This is a genomic window from Paenibacillus sp. FSL P2-0121, assembly GCF_037975345.1.
Classification (GTDB): domain Bacteria; phylum Bacillota; class Bacilli; order Paenibacillales; family Paenibacillaceae; genus Paenibacillus_AQ; species Paenibacillus_AQ odorifer.
This window is the reverse complement of record NZ_CP150245.1, coordinates 5,006,435-5,033,285: the sequence shown is the minus strand read 5'-3', so window position 1 is coordinate 5,033,285 and position 26,851 is coordinate 5,006,435. Positions and strand designations below refer to the sequence as shown.

At 43.1% G+C, this 26,851-nt stretch carries 17 protein-coding genes; 16 read left to right on the top strand and 1 reads right to left on the bottom strand.

Annotated elements, in window-relative coordinates; genetic code table 11:
• The first annotated feature begins 206 nt into the window (after nt 1-206).
• The 7 genes from MKY54_RS22365 to MKY54_RS22335 all read left to right on the top strand — a co-directional run bounded on the left by MKY54_RS22365 (nt 207) and on the right by MKY54_RS22335 (nt 8,184).
• Nucleotides 207-1,973 (top strand): hypothetical protein, encoded by a 1,767-nt coding sequence (locus MKY54_RS22365; RefSeq protein ID WP_339187973.1) that lies wholly within the window; start codon nt 207-209, stop codon nt 1,971-1,973.
• A 27-nt stretch (nt 1,974-2,000) separates the two neighbouring features.
• Nucleotides 2,001-2,393, top strand: coding sequence for a hypothetical protein (locus tag MKY54_RS22360; RefSeq protein WP_339187971.1), 393 nt, complete (start codon nt 2,001-2,003; stop codon nt 2,391-2,393).
• Between the two features lie 382 nt (nt 2,394-2,775).
• On the top strand, nt 2,776-3,471 hold the full coding sequence (ric, locus tag MKY54_RS22355; RefSeq protein WP_339191252.1) for an iron-sulfur cluster repair di-iron protein: 696 nt from the start codon (nt 2,776-2,778) through the stop codon (nt 3,469-3,471).
• 150 nt (nt 3,472-3,621) lie between these two features.
• Nucleotides 3,622-4,332 (top strand): hypothetical protein, encoded by a 711-nt coding sequence (locus tag MKY54_RS22350; RefSeq protein WP_076308946.1) that lies wholly within the window; start codon nt 3,622-3,624, stop codon nt 4,330-4,332.
• A 231-nt stretch (nt 4,333-4,563) separates the two neighbouring features.
• Nucleotides 4,564-6,987 carry a nitrite reductase large subunit NirB gene (gene nirB, locus MKY54_RS22345; RefSeq protein ID WP_339187968.1) on the top strand — a complete coding sequence of 808 codons (2,424 nt, stop codon included), beginning with the start codon at nt 4,564-4,566 and terminating at the stop codon, nt 6,985-6,987.
• A 32-nt stretch (nt 6,988-7,019) separates the two neighbouring features.
• Nucleotides 7,020-7,340: a nitrite reductase small subunit NirD gene (gene nirD, locus MKY54_RS22340; RefSeq protein WP_076193069.1), complete on the top strand. Its 321-nt coding sequence runs from the start codon at nt 7,020-7,022 to the stop codon at nt 7,338-7,340.
• 52 nt (nt 7,341-7,392) lie between these two features.
• Complete coding sequence (locus MKY54_RS22335) at nt 7,393-8,184, top strand: formate/nitrite transporter family protein (RefSeq protein ID WP_076281375.1); 792 nt, start codon at nt 7,393-7,395, stop codon at nt 8,182-8,184.
• Between the two features lie 179 nt (nt 8,185-8,363).
• On the opposite strand, the gene MKY54_RS22330 is transcribed toward MKY54_RS22335, so the two are convergent.
• Nucleotides 8,364-9,089, bottom strand: a complete 726-nt coding sequence (locus MKY54_RS22330) for a Crp/Fnr family transcriptional regulator (protein WP_036682945.1) — start codon at nt 9,087-9,089, stop codon at nt 8,364-8,366.
• Nucleotides 9,090-9,511: 422 nt separating this feature from the next.
• Between MKY54_RS22330 and MKY54_RS22325 the strand changes: the two genes are divergently transcribed.
• From MKY54_RS22325 to adhE, 9 genes are all read left to right on the top strand, one after another.
• A complete protein-coding gene (locus MKY54_RS22325) occupies nt 9,512-11,818 on the top strand; it encodes a glycosyl hydrolase family 65 protein (protein WP_076304680.1) in 2,307 nt (768 codons plus the stop codon).
• Nucleotides 11,815-14,097, top strand: coding sequence for a glycosyl hydrolase family 65 protein (locus MKY54_RS22320; RefSeq protein ID WP_339187966.1), 2,283 nt, complete (start codon nt 11,815-11,817; stop codon nt 14,095-14,097). The genes MKY54_RS22325 and MKY54_RS22320 overlap by 4 nt, the downstream gene beginning before the upstream one ends.
• 32 nt (nt 14,098-14,129) lie before the next feature.
• Nucleotides 14,130-14,768, top strand: a complete 639-nt coding sequence (gene pgmB, locus MKY54_RS22315; RefSeq protein ID WP_076280499.1) for a beta-phosphoglucomutase — start codon at nt 14,130-14,132, stop codon at nt 14,766-14,768.
• 2,244 nt (nt 14,769-17,012) lie between these two features.
• Entirely contained in the window at nt 17,013-18,806 is a 1,794-nt protein-coding gene (locus MKY54_RS22310; RefSeq protein WP_076184180.1) for a histidine kinase, read from the top strand.
• 19 nt (nt 18,807-18,825) lie between these two features.
• The gene (locus MKY54_RS22305; RefSeq protein WP_076278412.1) at nt 18,826-20,154 is read left to right on the top strand and encodes a response regulator; all 1,329 of its coding nucleotides are present in this window, start codon (nt 18,826-18,828) and stop codon (nt 20,152-20,154) included.
• 117 nt (nt 20,155-20,271) lie between these two features.
• Entirely contained in the window at nt 20,272-21,192 is a 921-nt protein-coding gene (locus tag MKY54_RS22300; protein ID WP_076129625.1) for a sugar ABC transporter permease, read from the top strand.
• Between the two features lies 1 nt (nt 21,193).
• The gene (locus MKY54_RS22295) at nt 21,194-22,066 is read left to right on the top strand and encodes a carbohydrate ABC transporter permease (RefSeq protein WP_036682930.1); all 873 of its coding nucleotides are present in this window, start codon (nt 21,194-21,196) and stop codon (nt 22,064-22,066) included.
• 132 nt (nt 22,067-22,198) lie between these two features.
• A complete protein-coding gene (locus MKY54_RS22290) occupies nt 22,199-23,665 on the top strand; it encodes an extracellular solute-binding protein (RefSeq protein WP_076129626.1) in 1,467 nt (488 codons plus the stop codon).
• Between the two features lie 408 nt (nt 23,666-24,073).
• The gene (gene adhE, locus MKY54_RS22285; protein ID WP_036682925.1) at nt 24,074-26,695 is read left to right on the top strand and encodes a bifunctional acetaldehyde-CoA/alcohol dehydrogenase; all 2,622 of its coding nucleotides are present in this window, start codon (nt 24,074-24,076) and stop codon (nt 26,693-26,695) included.
• The last annotated feature ends 156 nt before the right edge of the window (nt 26,696-26,851 follow it).

Genomic DNA, 26,851 nt, shown 5'->3' with positions numbered 1-26,851 from the left:
TGCTATTTTCAGGGCAGTAATTAGAATTAAAAAATTAAAAGAAAGGATTTAAAGTAAAATAATGGGAAGTTAAGCCGATATATAGGTTAGATATGCGCTCCTTTTACTTAAGTATTTAAAGATAAAATAGTACATAAAGATCTGGAATGATGAGTCGAAGAGTGTAGCACATTGGATGGTCTAAGTGTAAGAACTGGAGGTCATGAATGGCATCTAACAAAATGGTATTCAAAGAAGACGAAGTTGAACGACTGCAGACAAAAATTAGACAGGTTAGCCAGGACACCAATCGGTTGTACTTGCAACTGAAAGGTCAAATAAATAATTGGGATGGTATCCCGCTGGGATCAAACCAGATAAAAGCCCAAGTGCTTATCAACGAATTGACGGTAGAGGCTGAGAAGCTTGAAGATATTATTCGTTCAGCTGTAAAGGGTGTTCAAGGTGTTCAGGATCAGAATAAACGCCAGATGAATCAACTCTTTCAGCAGTTTGGCGCTTTAGGAAGTATGTTCGGAAGGCTAGGAGGAGACAGCGCAATTGGGCAGTTTTCGATCCCACCAGCAGCTCAGAAGGCGGTCACGAATCTGATCACCTCGATTGCTGCTCTAATGGGAAAGGATGAGCTGGATAGCGATCCTATGGTGAAGAAGCTTCAAACAACTGTTAAGAATTCGGGACTGGGAACGATTGATTCCATTGCCGCACAAAGCAAGCTGAAGGATATCTACCAGGCACGGAATCAAATCGCAAAGGCACAGACCGCCTATGAGGTATATCAGGCGTTTGGAAATCGGACGCAAATGGATGCAATGCATAAGCTGGCGGATGACGCACGTAAGAAGCTGGAATCCTTGGGTATAGGCGAAGTCCAGTACCAGTTGGGTAAGAATTTAAGCGCTAATTTTAAGAGGCCAGCGGTACAGGCGTGTGATTATGATCCATCGATCACGACGTCTAATGTGCCCCTACTCCAAAATGAAGAATACCTCTTACTACTGCGAATGGCGATGCAAAAGGAAGGTGTTGGGGAGCAGGCCAAGAGTCAATTGGCAGGGAAGCGGCTGGAAATCGAACAAGCAGAGAATCAACTAAAGGGCAAATCAGCCTTTGATTTTAGTGAATATGATAAAAAGTTAATGGGGAATACGTGGGTCCTCAGTAAAAACGGTGTGACAGATCAAAAAGCAGCCCAAGCGAGCATCGCCTATCAGGAAGCTATTAGAAATGGAGATATCCAGCTAGAGCGAGAAGAACCAGGTGTGGATATCATACTGGAACAGACGATAGCGGCAACAGAAGGTTATAATTATTTCACAGGAGAAAAGATATCGAAATTACAGGCGTATTCCATTATTATTAGTAATATACTCTATAATTTCCAAGGAATTAGCGTTAGCCGTGGGGGGCTGAATAAGAACTTAAAGCTGCCTAAAGGTTCGGTGAAAATTCCTAAGCAAACTGTTAAAACACCCGTGATAGAACTACCGGAAGTTAAGGTTCAACCAAGTGACATACACGTGAAGGCGGTTGAGGGGACTGGAAATGTTAAACCTGTTCAACAAATCAATAATAGGTTTCCAAATGATATTCAAACTGGAAAAGAGTTTTCTTTCAATATCGAAAATGGATACTTGAAAAATAACAGTGGTCTTTCCGAGGTTGATTTTGTTGTAGACATGAATGGCAAACTTCATATTGGGAGAGGGCATTCCTTTTTGGCAAATGGGGAGTCTGTTCAAGCGGCAGGAAAGCTAAAACTTAATAATCAGGGACAGGTTCGAAGCATATCTAACTTATCCGGTCACTATACTCCTTCAATTGAGCAAGCAAAATTATTCTCACAAGTTCTTGAGCAAATAGGGGTGAAAACTAAAAATGCATGGCTTGAAATATACACCATAGAAACAACTCCTTCAGGTTACGTTAATACAAATGAACTTGTTAAGATTTCTAGTATTCAGATAAAGTAGGTGATGAACGTGGAAGAGATAAAACAGATGAATAAAGATATTTTTAAAGGGAATTTATTAAAAACTATTGAGGAAATATCAAGAAGGAAAGGATTGATTTTTACCGATTGTAAATTTGTTATAGAGCCTGTGAAAGAAAAAGACAAGCCGCTAAACGGTGCAGATGATATGATGAGGCTAAACATTTTAAGTGAAGAAAACATTGGGAATAAGCAATTAACGCTGGATAAAACTATAAATATACTTTGTGGACTAGAACCATTAGTACCAATATGGATAGATGTAATCTTCATTGAAATGAATGAAGACACGGCTATTTATAAGTTGCGGTGCAGTTTAAGGTTTAGAAAGCCGACTTTATTAAGAAATGCAGAAACTGGACACGCTCCTTTTAAGGCTGTAACAGAAGAAACTTTTTAAGTATTGCTCAAGCTTCTTCTTTTGGTGGGGCTACCGAGTGCCTAAGTAATCTATTATTCAGCCAATAACACATATAATACCTGTATAAAATTTCGTCATTTCGTTTGTACATACAATAATGCTTGGTAATTTTAACCTAAAGTACGCTAAAGCGTTATGTAAACAGGTTGATTGTGGTCAGAGATCACCATAATTGACCTTTTTCGTTCAACAAAGAGATACAATTTTCGTGAGTACAATCACAAGTCAAAACTCCTTTCAGGGTTAAGGTGAACAGGTAGAAAAGATTTTTTCAGAACCTGATCACATATCCCGAGGAGGAACTATTATGGAAACTAAACAACCTAATGATAGAATTTCGGATTTACAGCATAAGCAATCGGTGCAACCTGGATTTACTCCAGATGCCCTGGTAAAAGATATTGTGCTGCAATTCCCAAAAGCTGCGGATTATTTTAAGTCCAAACGGATTGATTTCTGCTGTGGAGGCGCCAAACCTCTTGCTGAAGCAGCTGTAGAGCGTGGACTAGATCAAGAGATGATCATTAGTGATCTCAACAAGCTGTTCGAGGAATATCCGGTACCTCAAGAAGAACTCGCATGGAACACAGCACCTTCTGCAGAGTTAATCGAGCATATCGTGAGTAAACATCACCATTACCTGCGGGAAGAGCTGCCCCTGATTGGCCAAAATGTAACTAAGGTATACCGGGTTCATGGCGGAGATTCACCTCATTTAGAAGAGTTATATAGCTTGTTTAATACACTTAAGGAAGATCTGCTTCAGCATACAGCTAAAGAAGAGGAAGACGAGTTTCCAAAATTATTAGCGTATGATGCCAATCCAAGTGAAGAAGGGCTGACCACACTTCGTGAGGCATTAGTTGACCTTGAGAGTGAACATGACACAGCAGGAGAACTATTGAGACAAATACGCAAAATAACAGATGATTTCACCCCACCGGCTCATGCATGTACAACCTATCGTTTGACTTATGCCCGGCTAGAGGAGCTGGAGAGCATGACTTTCGAACATGTTCATCTGGAGAATAATATATTGTTCCCTAGATTCCAGTAAAAAAAATGAGTTTTCAAAGAGTCCCTTAGGGGACTTTTTTTATATTTGAGAACAAAGCTTATTTACGTTATTCTTAAATAGACAGTATGCATAACTTACTACAAGCCTGAGACGCTGTGTGGTCATTAGGCGGGACAAGGCGGTGTCACTATGCCCACGAAATATATGTGGAGGTTGTTACTAGGATTAGTCATCGTATTCATAATAGGTGGGTGTTCCACTCTTGCTGACATTAATAATGAAGGGAATAATGGCTTAGCAGGATCAGACGGGCCTACGCTTTCGCTTATCGTTGCGGGAAATGACTTGCTTACCAACCCTTTGGACAAGCAGCTTAGCGAGAGCTACAGAAAAGGGATAACGATCTTTGACCTACTGAAAGGTAGTGGGAGGGCCACCTTTTCTGAGGATAACACAAGCATTCTAACGGTAAATAATATTTCACTCGGTCCAGGAATGAATTGGGAGCTGCAAATGGATGGGGAGACCATTGGACCTGAGGATTGGGGTCGAACAGTCGGGCATGAATCAAAATTAGTAATTACGGCGATGTCTAAGGAACAAGAGGAACCCCTTCAAATTGTGTTGTTGACCGTGAATGGTGGAAGTGAGCAAGTGAATTTGAATCATTCATATGTTATGGGATTTACTGAAGATTTAACAGTGAGAGGTTTGTTGAAGAACAGCAGTGTGGTGCAGTTGACCGAAGACAACAAAAAGGTGTTATCCATTGGTGATTATACTCCTCTTAGCAATGAAGTTTGGAAGATGAAGGTGAATGGGAAGCAGCTGCTTGAGAATGGAATGGACATGAAGCTTAGAGTGCAGGATGAATTGGAGATTTTATTGGCTATACGTTAAAAAAAAGTACATAAATGCCAGATCAACGGTTGCTCAGAACCCGTGATCTGGCTTTTTTTATTGGAAGTTATAACCTAATAAAGTTGCCTTACTTTTATGTGAAAACATTCACATTTAATGTGACTGTAATCACAATCTCTCTTAAATTTTGAAATGTATAATTCCATTATGTAGAAGAGAAGTTGAAGCAAAGTTCAACAAGAACGGATAAGAATGAGGAGGCACCTAACCATGGCAGCGAAGAGAGAAAAATTAGTATTAATAGGCAACGGTATGGCAGGCATAGGTACGCTAGAGCAGATATTGAAGCTAGGTGGAGCTTATGACATTACGGTCTTTGGAAGCGAACCTCATCCCAATTATAATCGGATCATGTTGTCTTATGTTCTCGAAGGCAGCAAAACCATCAATGATATCATCCTAAACGACTGGAATTGGTATGAAGATAACAACATTACCTTGCATACAGCAACAACAGTTACACGAATTGACGAGCATTCTAAGCAAGTAATTGCGGATAACGGTATGGCTGTTTCTTACGATAAAGTGATTATTGCAACGGGTTCGAATTCATTTATTTTACCTGTACCTGGTTGTGATAAGGAAGGCGTAGTGGGTTTCCGGGATATTGCAGATTGTGATGCGATGCTGGCTGCGGCTAAACAATACAACAAAGCGGCGGTAATCGGCGGGGGCTTACTTGGTTTGGAAGCGGCAAAGGGTCTTGTGAACCTTGGCATGGACGTTACTGTAGTGCATCTGATGGAAGATCTAATGGAGCGCCAGCTGGATCGTAATGCCTCCTCTATGTTGCAAGCTGAGCTAGAGCGTCAAGGCGTGAAATTTGCCATGGGCAAACAAACAGTAGAATTGACCGGGGAACAGAGAGTAAGTGGATTACAATTTAGTGATGGCACTTCACTTGCGGCTGATTTTGTAGTTATGGCTGTAGGCATCAAACCGAATATAACTGTGGCAAAAGAAAGCGGAATTGCTGTTAATCGTGGGATTGTAGTGGACGATTATCTGCAGACCTCTATGCAAAATGTATATTCCATTGGCGAATGTGCCGAACATCGCGGAGTTTGTTACGGATTAGTAGCTCCGCTATTCGAGCAGGGGATGGTTCTAGCTAAACATCTCTGCGGAAGCGATACAAACCCATATGAAGGTTCTGTTGTCTCCACCAAATTAAAAATTTCCGGAGTGGATGTATTTTCTGCAGGTGAGTTTATGGATTCTCCTGAACATGCTGTAATCTCAAGCAAAGATGAATGGAAGCGAACCTATAAGAAAATTCTGCTCAAAGACAATGTCATTGTTGGTGCAGTCCTGTTCGGGGATGTGACAGAGTCGGCTAACCTGCAAAAGTTAGTAAAACAAGGCGCTGTAATGACCGATGAAATTTATACAGAGGTTATGGGTACGGGCTGCTGCGGAAATGGAGCCAAAAAGAGCACATCCGTAGAAGCGATGGCGGACGAAGAAATCGTTTGTGGCTGTAACGGGGTTACGAAAAAAGCGATTGTGGATGCGGTCATAGAAAATGGTTTTACTACTGTGGACGAAATAAAAGCATGTACAGGAGCGACGCGCTCTTGCGGAGGTTGTAAACCGGTTGTAGAACAAATTTTACAATTTGTCCTGGGTGATAGTTTTGAGCAGTCTGCCAAGCAAGGAATTTGTAGCTGCACAACGCTTAGCCGGGATGAGATTGTTGCTGAGATTACAGCTAAAGGTCTTAGTACTACTAAAGAGGTTATGCATGTACTGGGTTGGAAACAAGAGGAAGGCTGCTCTAAATGCCGTCCGGCGATTAACTATTATCTGGGGATGATAAATCCGGATACACATCAAGACGAGAAGGAATCACGCTTTGTTAATGAACGTATGGGAGCCAATATTCAGAAAGACGGAACCTATACCGTTATTCCACGCATGTACGGCGGGGTAACGACACCGGAGGATTTGAAGAAAATCGCCGATGTCTCCCTTAAATATGATGTAAAAGTTGTGAAGGTGACGGGTGGGCAACGCCTGGATCTAATCGGGGTGAAAAAAGAGGATCTGCCGAAAGTATGGGAAGAGCTCGATATGCCATCAGGTTATGGTTATGCCAAGTCGCTACGTACCGTTAAGACTTGTGTGGGTTCACAGTTCTGCCGTTTCGGCACACAGGATTCGCTGGGAATGGGCGCGCTCATAGAACGTAAGTATGAACGTCTTGATTTTCCTGCCAAGTTTAAAATAGCTGTCAACGGCTGCCCGCGTAACTGTGCGGAATCCTGTACGAAGGATATTGGCATCGTCGGTAATGATGGCGGTTGGGAAGTGTTTATCGGCGGAAACGGTGGGATCAAGCCACGGATCGCTGACTCCTTCTGCAAAATAAAGACCGATGAAGAGTTGATCGAAGTGTGCTCCGCTGTGATGCAATATTACCGTGAGACCGGCAATTATTTGGAGAGAACCTCCGAGTGGGTTGAGCGTATGGGACTTGAGCAGATTCAAATGGTCATTTTGAATAATGAAGATAACCGCAAAGAGCTGGCCGCACGGATTGACTTTGCTCTGACTCAGGTTACGGATCCTTGGAAAAAAATGCTCAATGACAGCAGCACTCGTACTGCGCTTTTTGAAGAAACAAGAGTCTAGCGGATATAACACACACAGAAGGGGAGAGACCAATGAATAAGACCACACAAACGTATGCAATAGGATCAGTACAGGATTTCCTGCTGCAAATTGGCCGCGTAGTGATTGCTGGAAATATTGAACTGGCTGTGTTCCGTGCCTCTGACGGAGCCATCTATGCAGTAGAGAATCGCAGTCCTCATCCTAAGGGGGGACCGCTTGCTGAAGGGATCGTGTCAGGTCACTATCTGTACGATCCACTGTACGATTGGAAAATCGATCTGCGCACGGGTGAGGTGCAGGCACCAGACCAAGGTAGTGTGGTGACTTATCCAGTCACACTGGACGGAGAGAAAGTTACAGTGAGCGTGTAGACACCGAAGAGTGTAGTAATAGATTTAATAGAAAACGGTGGGGTGGAGTATTATGTTTACGCAAAGTGTGGAGAGCATCGTAGAGACGGCAGTCAGTAAGCGGGACAAAATGAATGAAAGCATGCCAAGATATTTTCTAGCAGCCCTATTGGCAGGTGCTTATGTAGGCATTGGGATTATCCTTATTTTCTCCCTAGGAGCACCGCTAGCGGCTGCCAAATCTCCTTTCCAACCGCTTATTATGGGCACATCCTTCGGCATCGCCCTGACGCTTGTAGTATTTGCAGGCTCAGAGCTGTTTACCGGGAATAATATGTTTTTTACTGTAAGTACACTGGCAGGCAGAACCAGTATCTGGGATACCGTTAAGAACTGGATTCTTGTATTCATCGGGAATGTGGTAGGTGCAGTGATTTTAGCACTTTTAATTCGTGGGACTGGGTTGTTCAGTGCTGCGCCGCCGGAGCATTTGATTTTTACAGCCGCTGCTAAAAAAATGAGTCTCCCGTTCTCTGAGCTGTTTTTTCGTGGGATCCTATGTAACTGGCTGGTCTGTTTAGCGCTATGGATGTCCTCACGCGCTAAAAGTGAATCTGCTAAGCTAATCTTAATCTGGTGGTGTCTGTTTGCCTTTATCGCAAGCGGATATGAGCATAGTGTGGCTAATATGACTCTGCTTAGTGTTGCTGTGTTGCTTCCAAATCATCCGGAAACCATTACGATAGCTGGATGGCTGCATAATATGATCCCTGTAACTTTGGGGAATATCATTGGTGGAGGCGTATTCGTCGGTATGGCCTATTGGGTGATCTCACCAGTGCGTGGTGCTCGCAACAACCGTTAAGATCCATTTTTAATTAACTATATTAGAGCTGAACCGATCTTGGGTTTAGCTCTTTTTTTTTTGAATATAAAAAAAAGACACCTGCATTAGGCGCCTTGGACCACTCTATTTTATATTATGCAGAATAATTGGGTCATGTATGTTTCATTGAGGTGAATAGAGGGTATATTATAACGGAATTAGATCCGGCAGATTTCGTTCGGACACAATTCGCAGTGGCAAATTTCTTGCAGCATGCCAAGGTCCTTGATGACAATCATACCGTTCTCATACTCAACAGCATCTTTTTTACGCAGGTCGCTCAGCATCCGGTTAACACTTTCACGAGTGGCACCGATCATGTTGGACAAATCTGTATGCGTAATTTTTTTGTTGATAAGGATATTCTCACCATCGCTGCTCTTCTCACCGTAGGTGTTGCCAAGACGAATGAGCGTGGAGCAGAGTGCACCTGGTTTGCCGTACATCATTAGATCACGGAATTTAGTTTGGGTGAGACGGTGATGAATACCCATCCATTTCATAAAGTCGATAGCAAAGTCACAATGTTGGCAGATGAGAATTTCTAGATCCTTTTGTTCGATGACGCCAACTTCACTTTCTTCAATCACTTCGGCTGTAAAGCTATGCTTAGTGCTGAAGAAAGGATCTGCTTGACCTACCATATCACCAGCTTGATACATATAAAGAATGAGTTCTTTACCTTCATCAGTAGATTTAGTTAGTTTCACACGTCCACGTTTGATATAAAACAATTTATCCGAGTAGTCGCCTTCCCAGAATAGATGTGAACCCTCTGGAACTATGCGCTCTTTCATTGTAACTAGAAGTCTGTTGAAATTCTGTTCGGAGAAACAGTTTGTATTTCCGTGGGCTTCGATAACATTGTAATGTTCTTTTAGCATAATCGACATCCCCTTTATTCCCTCAGTTTTTCAGTAAATTTTAAATTAATTATACCTTGAAAATCCCTCGAATTGGTTATAAAAAATCGTTTAAAAGTGTCGAATTTTCAACATTGTGATAAATTTCACTTCTAAAGTGTTCGATGTAATATTCTTTTTAACTAAAAAAGAGTAAGTGATCTCACGTTTATGATATATGAACAGCGGCTATCCATTATTCTCAAATACTGGGTTAATCGCTGTTTTTTTGCGTCCCCGTTAGATTGTAACATATAACACAGTTGAAATTCATGTTCAAGAAATTAGTTTTATCTCAACTCCGTATAAATGCACACATCTTCATTACGGTCGGACATTGGCTCTACTGCTATGCAGCGATATCCTGAAATTGGAGCAAAAATCAGGAGAAGGAGAAATCATATATGGCAAAAGTAGCAGACAAATATCTTAAGGTTGATCCGTGGGCAATTATTGAAGAGGGCTTTGATCCAGAGCGAAACCGGACTTCGGAATCTATTTTTTCATTGGGTAATGAATATATGGGTGTACGGGGATATGCAGAGGAAGGGTATTCAGGTGACACCCTGCAAGGAAGTTATTTTAATGGATTAAATGAACAATTGGATATTGGCAATCACTACAAAGGGATTATTCGCTCGCTGAGATATATGGTGAATGCGGTGGACTGGCTGTATACACGTCTATCTGTAGATGGTGAACAGCTTGATTTAGCAAAAAGTAACGTAACGGATTATGTGCGTAGGTTGGATCTTCGTAAGGGTACGTATCGGAGAGAGCTAGTCTGGCATCTAAACGATGGCAAGTCGCTAAAAGTAGTCTTTACACGTCTGGTCAGCATGACTATGTCTCATTTGGGGTTGCAGCGGGTGGAATTTGAACCCCTTAATTTCTCGGGGAGCGTGGACATTTGTGCAGGTCTTGATTTCGACATTATTCATGAAGAACGCGGCGAATGTATGTGGAACAGTCTCCGCAGCGGAGTAAGTGGAGCGTCCTCTGCTATTATGGCGAGTACCGTGAATACTGGGAACAAGCTGTTCTCAAGCTTTACCTTACAATCCTCGCAGCCGTTGCAGCTTACTGCTGTCGAGAGTGATAAGTTTGTTGGTCAAAATTTCACCCTGGACCTTACGAAAGGAGAAGTCTCCTATTTTACCAAACTGGTTATGAACTATTCGGATAGTGATTCTGCCCATACAGCTGAAGAGCTGTGGAGCAAAGGTCTGTCTCTTGCTGAAACCGCAAGCCAATTGACGGATACTCAAATAATCGCTGATCAGACAGCTTATTGGAAGGGCATCTGGGAGACAAGTGATATCCGAATTGAGGGCGATCCTGAGAATCAACAGGGTATTCGTTTCTGTATCTTCCAGCTTTATCAGACCTATCATGGCGATCATCCCGGTTTTAATATTGGTGCCAAAGGGCTGACGGGGGAAGTATATCGTGGGTTGGCTTTTTGGGATACAGAATCCTATTGCTTACCGTTCTATATGTTCAATAATCCAAAGGCTGCCCGGAGCTTATTGGAATTCAGATATAAAACATTGCCACAGGCTATGCAGCGCGCTAAAGAGGTGGATTGTGAGGGAGCTTGCTATCCTATTGCTACTATAGATGGAACAGAAAGCTGTGATCTCTGGCAGCACTCTAATCTTCAGCTTCATGTAGGGACTGCTGTTTCTTATGGCATTTGGCATTATGTCAAAAATACCGGTGATAAAAGCTTCCTGCATAGTAAAGGGGCTGAGATGCTGATTCAGATCAGCAGATTCTATGCTACACGTGGTCAATGGGGGCAACGCAGCGGGGAATATGGTTATTTTGGCGTAATGGGCCCTGATGAGTTCCAATTGATGGTCAATAACAACTGTTACATTAATCTGATGGCTCAACAATCTTTTGAATACACCTTAGAGACTCTTCGGGAGATGAAAGAACAGGTTCCTGCTGCTTTTGCAGCTGTGGTAGAAAAAACTGGACTCCATGACGAGGAACTCACCGATTGGGAAAATAAGGCGCAGCATATGCGGATTCCGGTTGACGAAGTGACAGGAGTTTATGAAGAGCATGATGGGTTCTTCGATATGCCACATATTGATATTCATTCGATTCCGGTAACAGAATTCCCATTATATTCGAACTGGTCATATGATCGTTTGTATCGCTATGACATGATTAAGCAGCCGGATGTACTTATGTTTATGTTCTTGTACAGCGGACAATTCTCTAAAGAAGCGAAGCTGGCGAACTACGAATACTACGAGCCTAGATGTATTCATGAGTCTTCGCTGTCACCTTCGATCCACTCCATTTTGGCAAGTGAAATTGGCAAACCCGAGGAAGCATATTCGTTTTTTGAATTCGCTACTCGACTGGATTTAGACAACTATAACCGCAATACCCGTGAAGGGTTGCATACTACCTCAATTGCTGCTGCTTGGATGAATATTGTTTACGGCTTTGGCGGAATGCGATCGGATGGAGCGCGTCTGTCCTTTCAGCCAACCCTGCCAGAACGCTGGGATGAATATAGCTTCCAAGTGTTGTATGAAGGAGTGCTTCTGAGAATTGTGGTCGACAAAAATTCAGTAACAATCACTGCGGTTAATGGTGGAAGTACCGAAATTATAGTGTACGGACAGTCGATTACAGTGGATGCTTCCGGAAAGACGCTTCCACTAGGTGAAGGGATGCTGGCAGGATGAACTGGATCGTAAAGGATAGTTGTTTTGATAAACAGCTTGTGACGACGAACGGTAACAAATATATGTTAGGCAACGGCTACATGGGATATCGCGGCACACTGGAGGAATCCAGTAAAACCGAGCTAGCAGCTGTCACCCTCGCAGGTCTATATGACAGAGCAGGAGTCAAATGGAGAGAACCCGTTAATGCCCCTAATGGATTGTTGACCAAAATTTTCTGTAATGATCAGCTCTTAAGTGTGCTTGACCGTGAACCGGTCGCTCATACTCAGGAGCTAAATATCCGAAATGCCATTCATCATCGGAGCACTGAATTTGCTGTATCTGACGGAGGGACGTTGACGTTTACCGCAGATCGTTTCGTAAGCCAGGATAATCTTCACTTGCTCGTTAGTAAATACTCTATTCGCAGCACACAAGACTGTCGAGTAGCCATTGAGACGGGAATTGACGTAGATGTGTGGGATATCAATGGACCTCATCTCTACGGACAAACGGTGCAATTGAAGGACGAGGTGCTGATCTCTTCATCGGTTAGCGGAGAATTGAAGATTCCGGTGGTTGTGGCGGAGAGGGCGGTATTCAGTTTTGGTGAGGAGCTACTGAAAGATGGGGCTGCTGTTCGCCGGATTTCTTTTGATGCCCGTGCGGGTGAGACGTATGAATGGTTTAAGTATGTAGCAGTCTATACTGGACTTGATGCGGATCAGCCGGAGACGGAAGCTGTTAAATCTGTCCATGCTGCTGAGGTGCTGGGTTATGAGGCGTTATTTAAGGCTCACCGTCTGATATGGGATGAGAGATGGTCACACAGTGATGTAATCATCGAAGGTGATGAAGCTGCCCAATTTGCCTTGAGATATAGTATCTATCAGCTGTTAATCATTGCGCCTACAGTTTCGGAGAAGGTGTCTATTCCAGCCCGGGGATTATCGGGTCAGGTATATAAGGGAGCTGTATTTTGGGATACGGAAATGTTTATGTTGCCGTTTTTCCTGCACAGTGATCCTAAGGTAGCGCGGAACTTGATGATGTACCGGATTCATACATTGGATGGTGCTCGCCGTAAGGCAGCGGAATATGGATTTTTGGGCGCATTTTATGCTTGGGAAAGTCAGGATACGGGAGACGATGCCTGTACTTTGTTTAATGTGAATGATGTATTTACAGGCCGGCCGATGCGCACCTATTTCCGCGATAAGCAGGTTCATATCAGTGGTGACGTTGTGCATGGGATCTGGAAATATGTTCAATTCACAGGCGATGAAAGTCTGCTTACTAGTGGAGGAGCAGAGGTGATCTGGGAATGCGCTCGCTTTTTCTACTCTTACGCTTACTATAATTCGGTTAAACAGCGGTTTGAGATTCTGGATGTTACAGGTCCGGATGAATATCATGAGCGTGTGAACAATAATGCTTTTACGAATGCACTGGTTAAAGAGACGCTTGAGATTGCCTTGCGTACGGCAGCTTTGCTGCAAGAGAAGTATCCTGAGGATTACAGTCAATTGTCCGCTCAGTTTAGCTCAGGGCCATTCCTAGAGGAGTTCAAAACGATGCTGGATAGCTTTTATGTTCCACAGCCTGATCCTGCCAGTCTTGTTATTGAACAATTCGACCGGTACCTCACCTTGGAGGATGTAGAACTAACAGAACTGAAATCACGTGTACTTAATAAAAATGAGTATTTTGGCGGCGGCAATGGCTTAGCTACCACCACAACCATACTTAAACAAGCAGACGTTGTGTTGTTGCTGAATTTGTTCAAGCACTCCTTTAGCAAGGAAGTGAAACAAGCGAACTGGGAATTTTACGAACCGCGTACGGAACACGGATCAAGCTTAAGCCCTTGTATCTACGCTTTGGTAGCTGCTGATATTGGTTCACCGGATTGGGGCTATCCGTATTTTATGCGTACGGCTACCGTCGATCTCACCGGCGAATCTAAGCAATATGTAGGGGATCTCTACATCGGAGGGACTCATCCGGCTGCGAATGGTGGTGCTTGGATGGCTGCGGTTCTTGGCTTCGCTGGGTTGGACTACGATGGAGGGGTTGTGCACATCAATCCATCTCTGCCGAAACATTGGCAGTCCGTTCAGCTTCCGGTTACCCTGCGCGGCGATACCATCCAACTGCGGATTAGTAAGGATGAAGTCACTGTGATCACAGCTGCTGATTACAGTGGAGACTTGGTATTCTCGGTGCAAGGCGGAGAAGGCAAGTCCTGCTCTGCAGGTGAGATCCTTCGACTGGCCTTTGACGAAACGGGATTATAAATATTAATACACAACGGAGAGGAAGCAAATCAATGTTGGAAAATATGAAAGGCGCCATCTTTGATCTGGATGGCGTGATCGTAGATACAGCCAAATATCATTATTTGGCGTGGGCGAGTCTTGCAGATGAGCTTGGCTTTAAATTCACGGAGGAGGATAACGAACGGCTTAAAGGTGTGAGCCGGATGAGATCACTTGATATCCTGCTGGAAGTGGGTGGCCTGGAATTTGAGGAAGCAGAGAAGCAGGCAATGGCGGAAAAGAAAAACCGCCTGTACGTAGAATACATTTCTCGACTCGAGGAATCGGAGCTGCTGCCTGGAGTGAAAGAATACCTGACAGGATTGAGATCACGTGGGATTGGGATTGCATTAGGATCAGCCAGTAAGAACGCTGAGTTTATTTTGAATAAGCTGAACATTACAGACTTATTTGATGCAGTTGTTGACGGCAACAAAGTGTCACTAGCCAAACCGGACCCAGAGGTGTTCCTGATCGCGGCTCAGGAGATAGGCTTGCAGCCGGATGAATGTGTTGTGTTTGAAGATGCTGAGGCAGGCGTTCAAGCAGGTAAAGCTGCTGGGATGAAGGTTGTAGGTATCGGCAAACCTGAGGTGCTGAAGGAAGCTGATCTGGTCGTTAAAGGGTTGTATGAGCTGCTGACAGACTAAAGCTCTAAATGAACATGGGACCGACTCCAAAGTAGCGGATGACTTTGGGGGCGGTCTTTTTTTGTGCAAAGTCTCTGTATTTAGCTGGCTCAGACTGTCTATCGGACCTCATAGTCGCTATTAGCCATAATCCGGCTCATTTGCGAACCTATCGGACCCCATAGTCGCTATTGGCTCGAAAAGCCCTCGTATCGCGCATGTTTGGAACGAATAACGCCTCTGGAGTCCGAACCTCCCCGTAAAAGCAGGAATTTGTTCAAATAGCTGCATCTGAGTCCGATAGCTTATCATGAAAATAGTGTGTGTTGGAATGCAAAACGTCGAATAAGTAGCTGAGCTGCACATTAAGTAATTCAGATAGTTAGTCTAAAGCTCAGACGGAGATCGGATCCCATAGATGCTATTAGCTGCATATTAAGTAATTGAGAACGTTAGTCAAAAGCTCGGACAGTGTATCGGACCTCATAGTCTCTTTAAGTAATAATCCGGCTCATTTGAGAACCTATCGGACTCCATAGCCGCTATTGACTCGAAAAGCCCGCGTATCGCGCATGTTTGGAACGAATAACGCCTCTGGAGTCCGAACCTCCCCGTAAAAGCCAAAAATCAGCCCAATAGCTGCATCTGAGTCCGATCGCACATCGTGAAAAGAGTGTGTGAGGGAATGTAAAACGCCGAATAAGTAGCTGAGCTGCACATTAAGTAATTCAGATAGTTAGTCTTAAGCTCAGGCGGTGATCGGATCCCATAGATGCTATTAGCTGCATATTAAGTAATTGAGAACGTTAGTCAAAAGCTCGGACAGTGTATCGGACCTCATAGTCGCTATTAGCCAAAATTACGCTCATTTGAGAAGATATCGGACTCCATAGCCGCTATTGGCTCGAAAAGCCCTCGTATCGCGCATGTTTGGAACGAATAACGCCTCTGGAGTCCGAACCTCCCCGTAAAAGCAGGAATTTGTTCAAATAGCTGCATCTGAGTCCGATCGCTCATCGTGAAAAGAGTGTGTGTGGGAATGCAAAACGCCGAATAAGTAGCTGAGCTGCACATTAAGTAATTCAGAAGGTTAGTCTTAAGCTCAGACGGTGATCGGACCCCATAGTCGCTATTAGCCGTACATTAAGTAATTCAGAAAGTTAGTCAAAAGCTCGGACAGTGTATCGGACCTCATAGTCGCTATTAGCCAAAATTACGCTCATTTGAGAAGATATCGGACTCCATAGCCGCTATTGGCTCGAAAAGCCCTCGTATCGCGCATGTTTGGAACGAATAACGTCTCTGGAGTCCGAACCTCCCCGTAAAAGCAGGAATTTGTTCAAATAGCTGCATCTAAGTCCGATCGCTCAACGTGAAGAGGGTGTGTGGGAATGTAAACGCTGAATAAGTAGCTGAGCTGCACATTAAGTAATTCAGATAGTTAGTCTTAAGCTCAGACGGTGATCGGATCCCATAGTCGCTATTAGCTGCATATTAAGTAATTCAGAACGTTAGTCAAAAGTTCGGACAGTGTATCGGACCTCATAGTCTTTATAAGTAATAATTCGGCTCATTTGAGAAGATATCGGACTCCATAGTCGCTAATGGCTCGAAAAGCCCGCGTATCGCGCATGTTTGGAACGAATAACGCCTCTGGAGTCCGAACCTCCCCGTAAAAGCCAAAAATCAGCCCAATAGCTGCATCTGAGTCCGATAACTCATCGTGAAGAGGGTGTGTGGGAATGTAAAACGCCGAATAAGTAGTAAGTCGCACATCAAGCAATCCAACGCACAATAAGCACCACCATCGCACATCAAGTAATCCAGACGCCCAACAACAAAGCACATTCATGTATTGAAGTACTTGAGTATTCAAGTGTTCAAGAACATACATCGCACTTCTTCCATTTAGAGTTCATTCCTCCTAGCCCCACGCAGTGTCCTTTACGTCGCCTCCCACTTTTTCTGTTTGCGGTTTTTAGAGTTCCGTTGATGGAGTTGCGAAGTGGAGGTTTGGAGCTGGAGAAACGCCAGTGGTCGCCTTTATCCTCGGATTTCTACCACTCAGCGGTATAAAATCAGGAAATCTGAGGATAACAGCGATCGTAAGCCCAAACGCTCTACGTAGTGGCGAACATATCATCATGCTCTTTTTATCCGCCCAACATAAAAAACTACATACAAATGAACATAAAAAACTTTAAAATAAACATATGTAAGCGTTTATCACTTTGATATAGTTATTGAACCCGGAGGTGTATCTCGATGTTGTCTAGGCTGATTAGGCCGATTTTGAAGCTAAACGTCAAACAACAGCTTATCCTGCTGTTTCTGATTATGATCTCGCCGATTCTGTTTTTGAACATTTACGGGAATATGAAGGCTGAGCAAATTCTGAAGCGCCATGTGACGAATGCTTATGTAGAGCTGAACAAGCAAAACTTCACCATCATTAACCGAGATATCGATACCGTAAATAAAATTACTACCACTGTAATTCAAAATCCTCTGATTCAACAGATTAATATGACGGGTTCGGATACCATTCTGGAGCGGGTTAAACGTTATGAGACGATAGAGAAGCTGTTGGTCAGTTACTCGCAGGGAGCGGAGCGTGGGGACGGCATCTATTATTCCCTTTATATATACGATCCCGAGGATTATTATTTTTTTGCACCCAATTTCCCACAGGTTAAGAAGGCGGGGGTATATTTCTTTTCTAAAGCGGAAGAGCCCTATTGGTTCGAGGAGGTTGTCCAGAAAAAGGGCCGTGGATCTCTAAAATTTACAGGGAAGCTAAGTGCACAAGCGGAAAACTTGAAGACTCTTACCTATATGAGAGCTGTCAATAACATCTCCAGAAAAGCTGAGACCATTGGGGTTTTAGTCATTACCAAAATGGACGCAAAAATCGGAGAATCCCTTAAATCCATATCGTTGCCTGATGGTGATATTTACTTAACAGATCTGGATAATCGTGTACTCGCTTCTACTACGAATAATACTGGTGAGATCATTACGCTGCCGGAGACGGTCGTTGCTGAGGATTTGGAGGGAACCGTGGATGTTATTACCTCGGATTTTATTTATGTGGTCAATAATAACCATGCCTTAGGACAGAAGCTAGTCTACAAAATCGCCGTAAAAGCGCTGCTGCAGCAACAAAACGAAATGAAAAGTGTGATTCAATACATAACTGTGGCCTATGCTGTTTTTGGATTAATCATGATTACTTATTTCTGGCGTTCATTAATGACGCCTTTGCAAAAGTTAGCTTTTTTCGTCCGGAAGTTTGAGCCAGGCAATCGTGTCCCTGAGACACCAAAAAGAGGGAGTAACGATGAGGTCAGTGTGCTGATTGGATCTACCTATGACATGGCCCGCAGGCTAAATGGACTAATTACTTATAAATACCAGATGGAGCTAAAACAGAAGGAATCACAGCTTCAACTGCTCTATCAGCAGATCAATCCGCATTTGCTCTACAACACTTTGGAGAGTATTTACTGGAAAAGCTCGCTGGAAGGTAACGTTGAATCCGCCGAGATGATCAAGGAATTATCCAAGCTTATGAAGATTAGCCTCAGTCGGGGAAGGGAACTGATTAGCCTTGAAGAAGAGCTGGAGCATGCAACGGCCTACATCAAGCTGCAGCAGCACCGGTATGATTATATATTTCGTGTAGTAATGGAGATTCATCCAGATACGAAAAGAAATCTAATTCCTAAAATTACCCTGCAGCCGTTAATTGAGAATGCTATTATTCATGGTGTCAAAAATATGGGCGAGGATGGGGAAATCATCATTAGCGCAGTTTGTGTGGACGATACCGTCGAGATCTCGATTGAAGATAATGGCTATAAGACTGTTGATTATCAGGCCATCGAAGCTGTGCTGAATGACGACAGTCCAAATCCGGCCAGCGGTTACGGGATTCGCAACATTAACCAGCGTATTCATTTACACTTCGGCTCTGATTATGGCATCAGCTATACCCCTCGTAAAGAGGGCGGTACATTGGTGACGGTTAAGCTTCCGAAATCAGAGAATCAGGACTAAGGAAGGGGAGCATACAGATATGTTCAATATATTAGTTGTGGATGACGAACCCTTGATTTGTAAAGGGCTGAGCAATTTATTAGCTTCTTCGGGGTTAAACATAGACCATATTTATACAGCAAACAGTGGTTTTGAAGCGCTGGACTGCATTCGGATGGAGGAAATAGACCTGCTCGTTACTGATATTCAGATGGGTGCAATGAGCGGGATTGATCTAATGCAGCATGCAAAATTGGCCAAACCCTGGGTACAGACCATCGTGATTTCTGCACACGAGACGTTTCAATATGCGCAAATGGCCGTTAGGCTTGGAGCGAAGGATTATTTGATCAAACCTTTGAACAGTGAGCAATTTCTGGATTCGGTGCGAAATGTGCTGCTTAAGATGGGGAAACCATCACCAGAATTGGATATTTTCATGTCAGGAATTAACGAAAGCTTTCGGCTGGAAGAGCCGCTTCCGGAATACAGCAAGTTATTGAATGAGCTGCTCATTGAGCCTGAAGGTGTACTGTGTGATGCAGAACGCTTGCAAAAGCTGGATAACCTGAAGCTGCAAGGGCCGTATTTTTCCGTCTTAAAAATTAAGGTGCCTCTGGCTGGAACGAATCAGGAGAAGCACTACACCCTGCGGGACAGACGGCTTCTTTGTTATGCCGCGCTGAATATCGCCAAAGAGCTGATGGATCAGGAGTGGAACTCGACAGCCTTTTACGCAGAGGATGAAGAGATTACGATCATTATTCAGTGGGATGAAAAAAGCTATGAAGATTCGTCTGCCAGCCAAATTAATAGGCTAGATATCCTTGGCCGTAGTCTTCATTTTAATATTCAAAAATATCTGCACTTAAATGCAGTTATCGGCATCAGCCAGATTCTCAAGGGTCTTTCTTTTATGGCTGTATTGAACCGTCAAGCCTCCAAAGCCATTCTCTGGAATAATGAACACAATGACCATTATGTGTTTTACTACGGGGATTTTAATTGGAACAGCTACACAACCGATCCTTCAGTAGAAGAGCTTCATACACGCAGCAATCTGATTGTAGAGAAAGCGAGAGAGTATATTGACGAGAACTATGCGCAAAAAGGATTAACCATCCATGAAGTGGCTAAGAAAAACCATGTCAGCCCCAATTATTTGAGCTATCTGTTTAAGAAAAATACAGGTTACAACCTGTGGGAATATGTAATTAAGCTGCGGATGGAAGAAAGCCGGGAGATGATTTTGAACACAGATCTTCGCAGATACGAAATCGCCGAGCGTGTAGGTTATGAATCACCGGAGCATTTTAGTAAAATTTTCAAAAAATATTATGGGATTAGCCCCAGTGAATTGAAGAAGTAAAAACACATACTACTTCGGTAGATTTAGACATGTTCAGTACAACCCTCATTTTCTACAATTTAAGGTAGGAAGCATTTTGCGAAAAATGCTGAAAGAAAAATGGAATGAGGGAGCCTGATGAATCAAACCGCAGTTGTATCCGAAAATCCGCCGGCGCTGAAGGGTACACCTTACAAGCAAAACCGCTGGAAGAAAAACTTTTGGGGATATATGTTCCTCGTACCTGCTGTGATTATTTTTGTAATGTTCTTGTGGGTGCCAATTTTTAAAGGCTTGTTGTACAGCTTCTACCATGTTGATTTTGTAAAAGGGAATAGCTTTGTTGGCTTTGAGAACTATGCTAGAGCCCTTAGTGATCCGGATGTTTTGACCGCGTTAAAAAATACAGGGTATTACATGCTTCTATGTCTTATTATCGGGTTCTGGGTTCCGATTGCTTTTGCTATTATGATCTCGGAGCTGAGAAGGTTTGGGGGCTTTGTACGGGTAGCGGCTTACCTACCTTTTGTAATGCCTGGTGTGGTGCTATATGGACTCTGGAGATGGCTTTATGATCCTGTGGGCCCAATCAATGCAGTATTAAGCTCGCTTGGTGTGGACCAGGTTGCCTTCCTGACAGATACAAGGTGGTCGATGATTTCCCTTGTTTTTATGGAGACGTGGCAGCAGTTTGGATCAGGGATGTTAATATACTTGGCTGCTGTACTCAGCATTCCGCGGGATTGGTATGAAGCAGCTGAGATTGATGGGGCGGGTGTGTGGGCACGTATAAAGTACATCACATTGCCTTCGCTGCGTAATTTGATCATTTTGATGTTTATATTACAGATTATCGGGACTTCACAAGGGTATCAGTCACAAATGGCGCTGCTTGATGGTGGACCGAATAATACTACGCTTACCTATGCGCTGCTGATCGTAAAATATGCTTTTACGCGACTCGATTATGGAACAGCGACTGCGCTTGGCATGCTAATGTTCATAGTCCTAGGTGGTTTGGGCATTTTACAGTTCAAGCTTAACAAGGAGGACAACTAAGATGAAGAGCGCAGATAGAGGGATTCTCTCAGAACATGATTTGAAAAAAACAAGCAATAAGATCGTTTATGGCTTGATGTGCGTGGTTATTTTGATTATGGTGTTTAGCATGCTGTATCCGATCTGTATGACGTTATTTAACGGACTGAAATCGAATCAAGAGGTGAACTCATTCCCACCGCATTTTTTCCCGCAGGAATGGCACTTCAGCAACCTTAAAGAAGCGATGAACTACATTGATCTGCTGATGTTCCTTAAGAACACTATTTATATTTTTGTGGGGAATATGGTCGTGACACTAGTCGTATTGGGAATGTCTGCTTTCAGCATTTCTCGTATGAATGTTCCTTACAGAAAGGCAATTTATTTCTTTTTCCTGATGACATTGTTTATTCCGGCGACCAGCTACATGATTCCCAACTTTGTCAATCTAAAAGAGCTTGGATTACTGAATCAGTACGCTGCCTTTTGGCTGCCGGCTGGTGCGAATACATTCTATTTTCTACTCTTAAAGAACTTTTTTGATGGGATACATCCTGAAATTTTTGAAGCCGCGCGGATTGACGGCTCCTCTGAGCCGAGAAGCTTTTTCTCCATTGCAGTGCCATTGTCGGTTCCGATATTTGCTACGCTGGCGATCTTTATCTTTTCTACTGCATGGAATGACTGGTTCTGGCCATCTCTGGTTATGCACAGTGAAGAGAAATATACGCTCGCGACAGCAATCTATAAATACGTTATTAATGTAAAGGCACTTAATACGAATATTAAATTCGCTATCCTATTTATCGTATCGTTGCCGCCGATCCTTGTCTTCCTGATCTTCCAAAAGTTCATTATGCGTGGCGTCGCATTATCAGCAGTTAAGGGATAAGCGCGGATCGACGAATCTAGTCACGGATCGTAAACATGCACATGAAAGGAATATAAATGCACCTCGTTTGTAAACGATTTCTCTTTTATGATCGATATGTAAGATAACTATGAATTGAAAAGGGGAGTTTCAATGCGTAAGTACTCTAGCGTGCTACTAAGCCTCCTTGTGGCCGGATCATTGTTAACCGCATGCGGCGGTAACAACAATAACGGAAACACAACAGGAAACAAGGAAGGGGAAGCGACTACTGCGCCAACGAATGCTGCAACAGATAATGCTGGCAGTGCTACAGCAGCGCCAACTGATGATATCACACAAAGAAAAGTGACCATCAAAATTCACTATCCAACCCCTGACCTAACCGAAGTTAGAGCACAGGAAGATGACAAGATCAAACGTTTCCAAGAGGAGTATCCGAATGTTGAAATCGTCAAAGACGATTGGCAGTACAATGTAAGTGAAATCGGCATCAAAATGGCAGCGAATGAAGCTCCAACCTTCTTTAACACTTACGCTACAGAAGCAAAATTCCTAGTTGAAAAAGGCTGGGTAGCTGACATTACGGATCTGTGGAATAAATACGAATTTAAGGATCAAATTAACCCGGTTCTCCAAAACCAATTTATCATTGACGGAAAAGTATTCGGCGTTACTCAAAAGGGTTATGTAACAACCACAATGATCAACAAAAAAATGCTGGATGAAAAAGGCGTTGCTGTTCCATCTATGGATTGGACTTGGGATGATATGCTGAATACCGCGAAAGGTGTAGCTGATACCAAAAAAGGGATTTCCGGTATTGCTCCAATGGGTAAAGGGAATGAAGCAGGCTGGAACTGGACCAACTTCCTGTTCGAGGCTGGCGGTGAAATTCAGAAGATTGAAGGCGGTAAGGTTGTAGCTACTTTTAATTCTGAGGCTGGGATTAAAGCGCTGGATTTCTACAAGAAACTTAGATGGGAAGCAAACGCGATTCCTCAGGACTGGGCACTGGGCTGGGGTGATGCTGTAGGCGCATTCCAACAAAGTCGTACAGCAATGGTAATGGCTGGATCTGACGGTGTTATTGAGCAAGCGTTGAATCAAGGCGGTCTGAAACCAGAAGATGTACTTACGTATCCAATGCCTGCGATGGAAAAAGGCGGAAAACACACTGGGGTACTTGGTGGTGACTACCTTGTAATCAATCCAAATGCAACACCAGACGAGCAAGAAATGGCATTCCGTTATATTACATTTGATTACTTCTCCGATAAAGGTCTAGAAGCACTGGATGCGGTTCTGCAACAACGTACAACGGATGGCAAATACTTTATTCCGCCGCTCTTAGATTACTATTCTGCAGATTCTGACTTCGGTAAGAAAACAAAAGCTGTGTATGATAAATATACAAATGTATATCAATACAGCCCTGATATTTTAGGCTTGCTGGACGGTAAACCGGAAGCGCAATACAATACACAGGACTACTACGCAACCATGTCCAATGTAATTCAAGAGCTGTTCTCCAAAAAAGGAACAGATTCCAAGACACAGCTTGAAGCTGCTGCAAAAACAGTGCAGGAGAAATTCTTCGATACAATTAAAGTAGAATAGGCAAGGAAGGACAGAACCGGCTCCATTAGGAGTCGGTTTTTTTATGTTTATATTATTGATATTTTTATAAATCAACCCAACGGATGGTTTCCGACTATTTTTTAGAGGGTCATGGGAAAAATAGAGTGTCAACAAAATTAGATTTGCATTTTTAAAATATTTTTGCGAGCGGAAAGGTAGAAAATGGGTATTGGTTCTTGTCTTTTTAAACATAAACTTTAGATTTAAGGGATATTACAGCATAAATAATGGTAAAAAACCTATAAAATGATCGAATGAAAGCGCTTTGAAAACAAATCAAAAAAACTTTATACTTTGTGAAAGATTTCACTATACAAGGTGGAAATGATGTGATAAGATAAATGTGTAGAGAAAAACAACCTAAAAATTGACAGGAGGACGAGGGAGATGGCAGTTAAGAACGAAGTCGCCGCCCAAGTTAAACAAACTACCGCTGAAGAGTATATTCAGACTTTGGTGGATAAAGCGAAAAAAGCACATGAGGCATTCATGGCGCTGGATCAAGAGCAAGTTGACACAATCGTTCATGCAATGGCGTTGGCTGGACTCGACAAACATATGTACCTCGCTAAATTGGCTGTAGAAGAAACTGGCCGCGGGGTTTACGAAGACAAAATTACTAAAAACATCTTCTCGACAGAATATATCTGGCACGGAATTAAATACGATAAAACAGTAGGCGTTATTGAAGACAATGCTTATGAAAGCTTCCAAAAAATTGCTGAGCCCGTCGGAATTGTAATGGGTATCACACCGGTAACCAACCCTACATCCACCACGATGTTTAAAGCGTTGATTTCGATTAAGACACGGAACCCTATTATATTCGGTTTCCACCCATCTGCGCAAGAGTGTAGTGCAGCAGCTGCTAGAATTCTTCATGATGCGGCTGTAAAAGCTGGCGCACCTGAGAATTGTATCCAATGGATTGAAATGCCAACGATGGACAAAACAAACGCTTTGATGAACAACCCTGACGTTGCACTTATTCTTGCAACAGGCGGTTCTGCAATGGTAAAAGCAGCTTATAGCTGTGGTAAACCAGCTCTTGGCGTAGGTCCCGGTAACGTACCTGCATTCATCGAAAAGAGCGCGGATATCGATCAAGCCGTAACGGACATCATTCTTTCCAAAACATTTGATAATGGTATGATCTGTGCTTCCGAGCAAGCTGTTATTATCGAAGAACCAATCTTCGATCAAGTGAAAAAGAAAATGATCGCTAATGGCTGCTACTTTGTTAACAAAGAAGAAGCTGCCAAACTTACTAGCGGCGCTATGAACGTTGATAAATGTGCGGTTAATCCAGCAATCGTTGGACAATCCGCAGTGAAAATTGCTGAAATGTGCGGCATTCAAGTTCCTGCCGGCACTAAGATTCTGGTAGCAGAACTTGAAGGTGTAGGCACTAAATATCCATTGTCCGCTGAAAAATTGAGTCCTGTGCTTGCTTGCTACAAAGTTAAAAACGCAGATCAAGGTATTGAACGCGCAGCACAAGTTGTTGAATTTGGTGGTATGGGCCATAGTTCGGCTATCCACTCCAACAACGAAGAAGTAATCATGAAGTTCTCTAACCGTCTGCAAACAGGACGTATTCTCGTTAACTCGCCTTCCACTCATGGTGCGATCGGCGATATCTATAACACTAACATCCCTTCGTTGACGCTGGGCTGCGGATCTTATGGTCGTAACTCCGTGTCGCAAAACGTTACAGCAATTAATTTGATCAACGTGAAAAGGGTGAATCGTCGTACCGTGAATATGCAATGGTTTAAAGTACCTGACAAGATCTATTTCGAAAAAGGCGCTACTCAGTACCTGACCAAAATGCCTGATATCACACGTGTCGCAATTATCACTGACCCAATGATGGTTAAGCTTGGATATGTTGAAAGAGTTGAACATTACCTGCGTCAACGCCAAACTCCTGTAGCAATCGAAGTGTTCTCGGAAGTTGAACCAGATCCATCAACAACTACAGTTGAAAAAGGTACAGCAATGATGAACAGATTCCAACCGGACTGCATCATCGCACTTGGCGGTGGTTCCCCAATGGATGCTGCAAAAGGAATGTGGTTATTCTATGAACATCCAGACGCAGACTTTAATGGTCTGAAACAAAAATTCATGGATATCCGTAAACGGGTTTACAAATTCCCTAAACTTGGAAACAAAGCTAAGTTTGTAGCGATTCCAACTACTTCGGGTACGGGTTCGGAAGTAACATCTTTCGCAGTTATTACCGATAAAACAACTGAACAACACACTAAATATCCTTTGGCTGACTACGAGCTAACTCCAGACGTAGCTATCATTGATCCAGAGTTCGTATATAGCTTGCCAAAAACTGCTGTAGCTGATACAGGTATGGACGTATTGACACATGCCATCGAAGCTTATGTATCTGTTATGGCGAGTGACTACACGGATGGTCTGGCAATTAAAGCAATCCAATTGGTATTCCAATACCTTGAAAAATCGGCTCTTGAAGGCGACAGAGTTGCCCGTGAAAAAATGCATAACGCATCAACACTTGCTGGTATGGCCTTTGCTAATGCTTTCCTGGGTATTAACCACAGCTTGGCGCATAAATGGGGCGGTCAATATCACACTGCTCACGGTCGTACTAATGCGATCCTTATGCCACACGTTATTCGTTACAATGCTAAGAAACCTACGAAGTTCGCTTCGTTCCCTAAATATTCACACTTCGTAGCTGACGAGCGTTATGCAGAAATCGCCCGTATTCTGGGATTGCCAGCTCGCACAACTGAAGAAGGTGTAACTAGCCTGATCAATGCTATTCGCGACATGAACAAAAAACTGGGTATCGAAGAATCCTTCCAACAATTGGGCTTTGATCCTAAGGATTTTGAATCCCATGTAGATTACTTGGCTGACCGTGCATTTGAAGATCAATGTACAACTGCCAATCCTAAGCTGCCGCTGGTATCTGAACTTGCAGATGTATATCGTAATGCTTTCTACGGAAGATTTGATAATTAATATTTGGTTAAGTAGATAATAGGATGGTTGTGGATTAGATATAAGTGACAAATATCACCGGAAAGGTGATATTTGTCACAGTCTATTTATAGAAAATAAACTAAAATGTTTATATAAACAACGGTCCCATATATGGAACAATGATTGTGAATTTTC

Coding starts and splice junctions, on each gene's coding strand:
- MKY54_RS22300 (WP_076129625.1), top strand. CDS start 20,272: ATGAATCAAACCGCAGTTGTATCCGAAAATCCGCCGGCGCTGAAGGGT.
- MKY54_RS22365 (WP_339187973.1), top strand. CDS start 207: ATGGCATCTAACAAAATGGTATTCAAAGAAGACGAAGTTGAACGACTG.
- MKY54_RS22295 (WP_036682930.1), top strand. CDS start 21,194: ATGAAGAGCGCAGATAGAGGGATTCTCTCAGAACATGATTTGAAAAAA.
- pgmB (WP_076280499.1), top strand. CDS start 14,130: ATGTTGGAAAATATGAAAGGCGCCATCTTTGATCTGGATGGCGTGATC.
- MKY54_RS22350 (WP_076308946.1), top strand. CDS start 3,622: ATGCCCACGAAATATATGTGGAGGTTGTTACTAGGATTAGTCATCGTA.
- MKY54_RS22290 (WP_076129626.1), top strand. CDS start 22,199: ATGCGTAAGTACTCTAGCGTGCTACTAAGCCTCCTTGTGGCCGGATCA.
- MKY54_RS22335 (WP_076281375.1), top strand. CDS start 7,393: ATGTTTACGCAAAGTGTGGAGAGCATCGTAGAGACGGCAGTCAGTAAG.
- MKY54_RS22325 (WP_076304680.1), top strand. CDS start 9,512: ATGGCAAAAGTAGCAGACAAATATCTTAAGGTTGATCCGTGGGCAATT.
- adhE (WP_036682925.1), top strand. CDS start 24,074: ATGGCAGTTAAGAACGAAGTCGCCGCCCAAGTTAAACAAACTACCGCT.
- nirB (WP_339187968.1), top strand. CDS start 4,564: ATGGCAGCGAAGAGAGAAAAATTAGTATTAATAGGCAACGGTATGGCA.
- MKY54_RS22360 (WP_339187971.1), top strand. CDS start 2,001: ATGAATAAAGATATTTTTAAAGGGAATTTATTAAAAACTATTGAGGAA.
- MKY54_RS22330 (WP_036682945.1), bottom strand. CDS start 9,089: ATGCTAAAAGAACATTACAATGTTATCGAAGCCCACGGAAATACAAAC.
- MKY54_RS22305 (WP_076278412.1), top strand. CDS start 18,826: ATGTTCAATATATTAGTTGTGGATGACGAACCCTTGATTTGTAAAGGG.
- MKY54_RS22320 (WP_339187966.1), top strand. CDS start 11,815: ATGAACTGGATCGTAAAGGATAGTTGTTTTGATAAACAGCTTGTGACG.
- nirD (WP_076193069.1), top strand. CDS start 7,020: ATGAATAAGACCACACAAACGTATGCAATAGGATCAGTACAGGATTTC.
- MKY54_RS22310 (WP_076184180.1), top strand. CDS start 17,013: ATGTTGTCTAGGCTGATTAGGCCGATTTTGAAGCTAAACGTCAAACAA.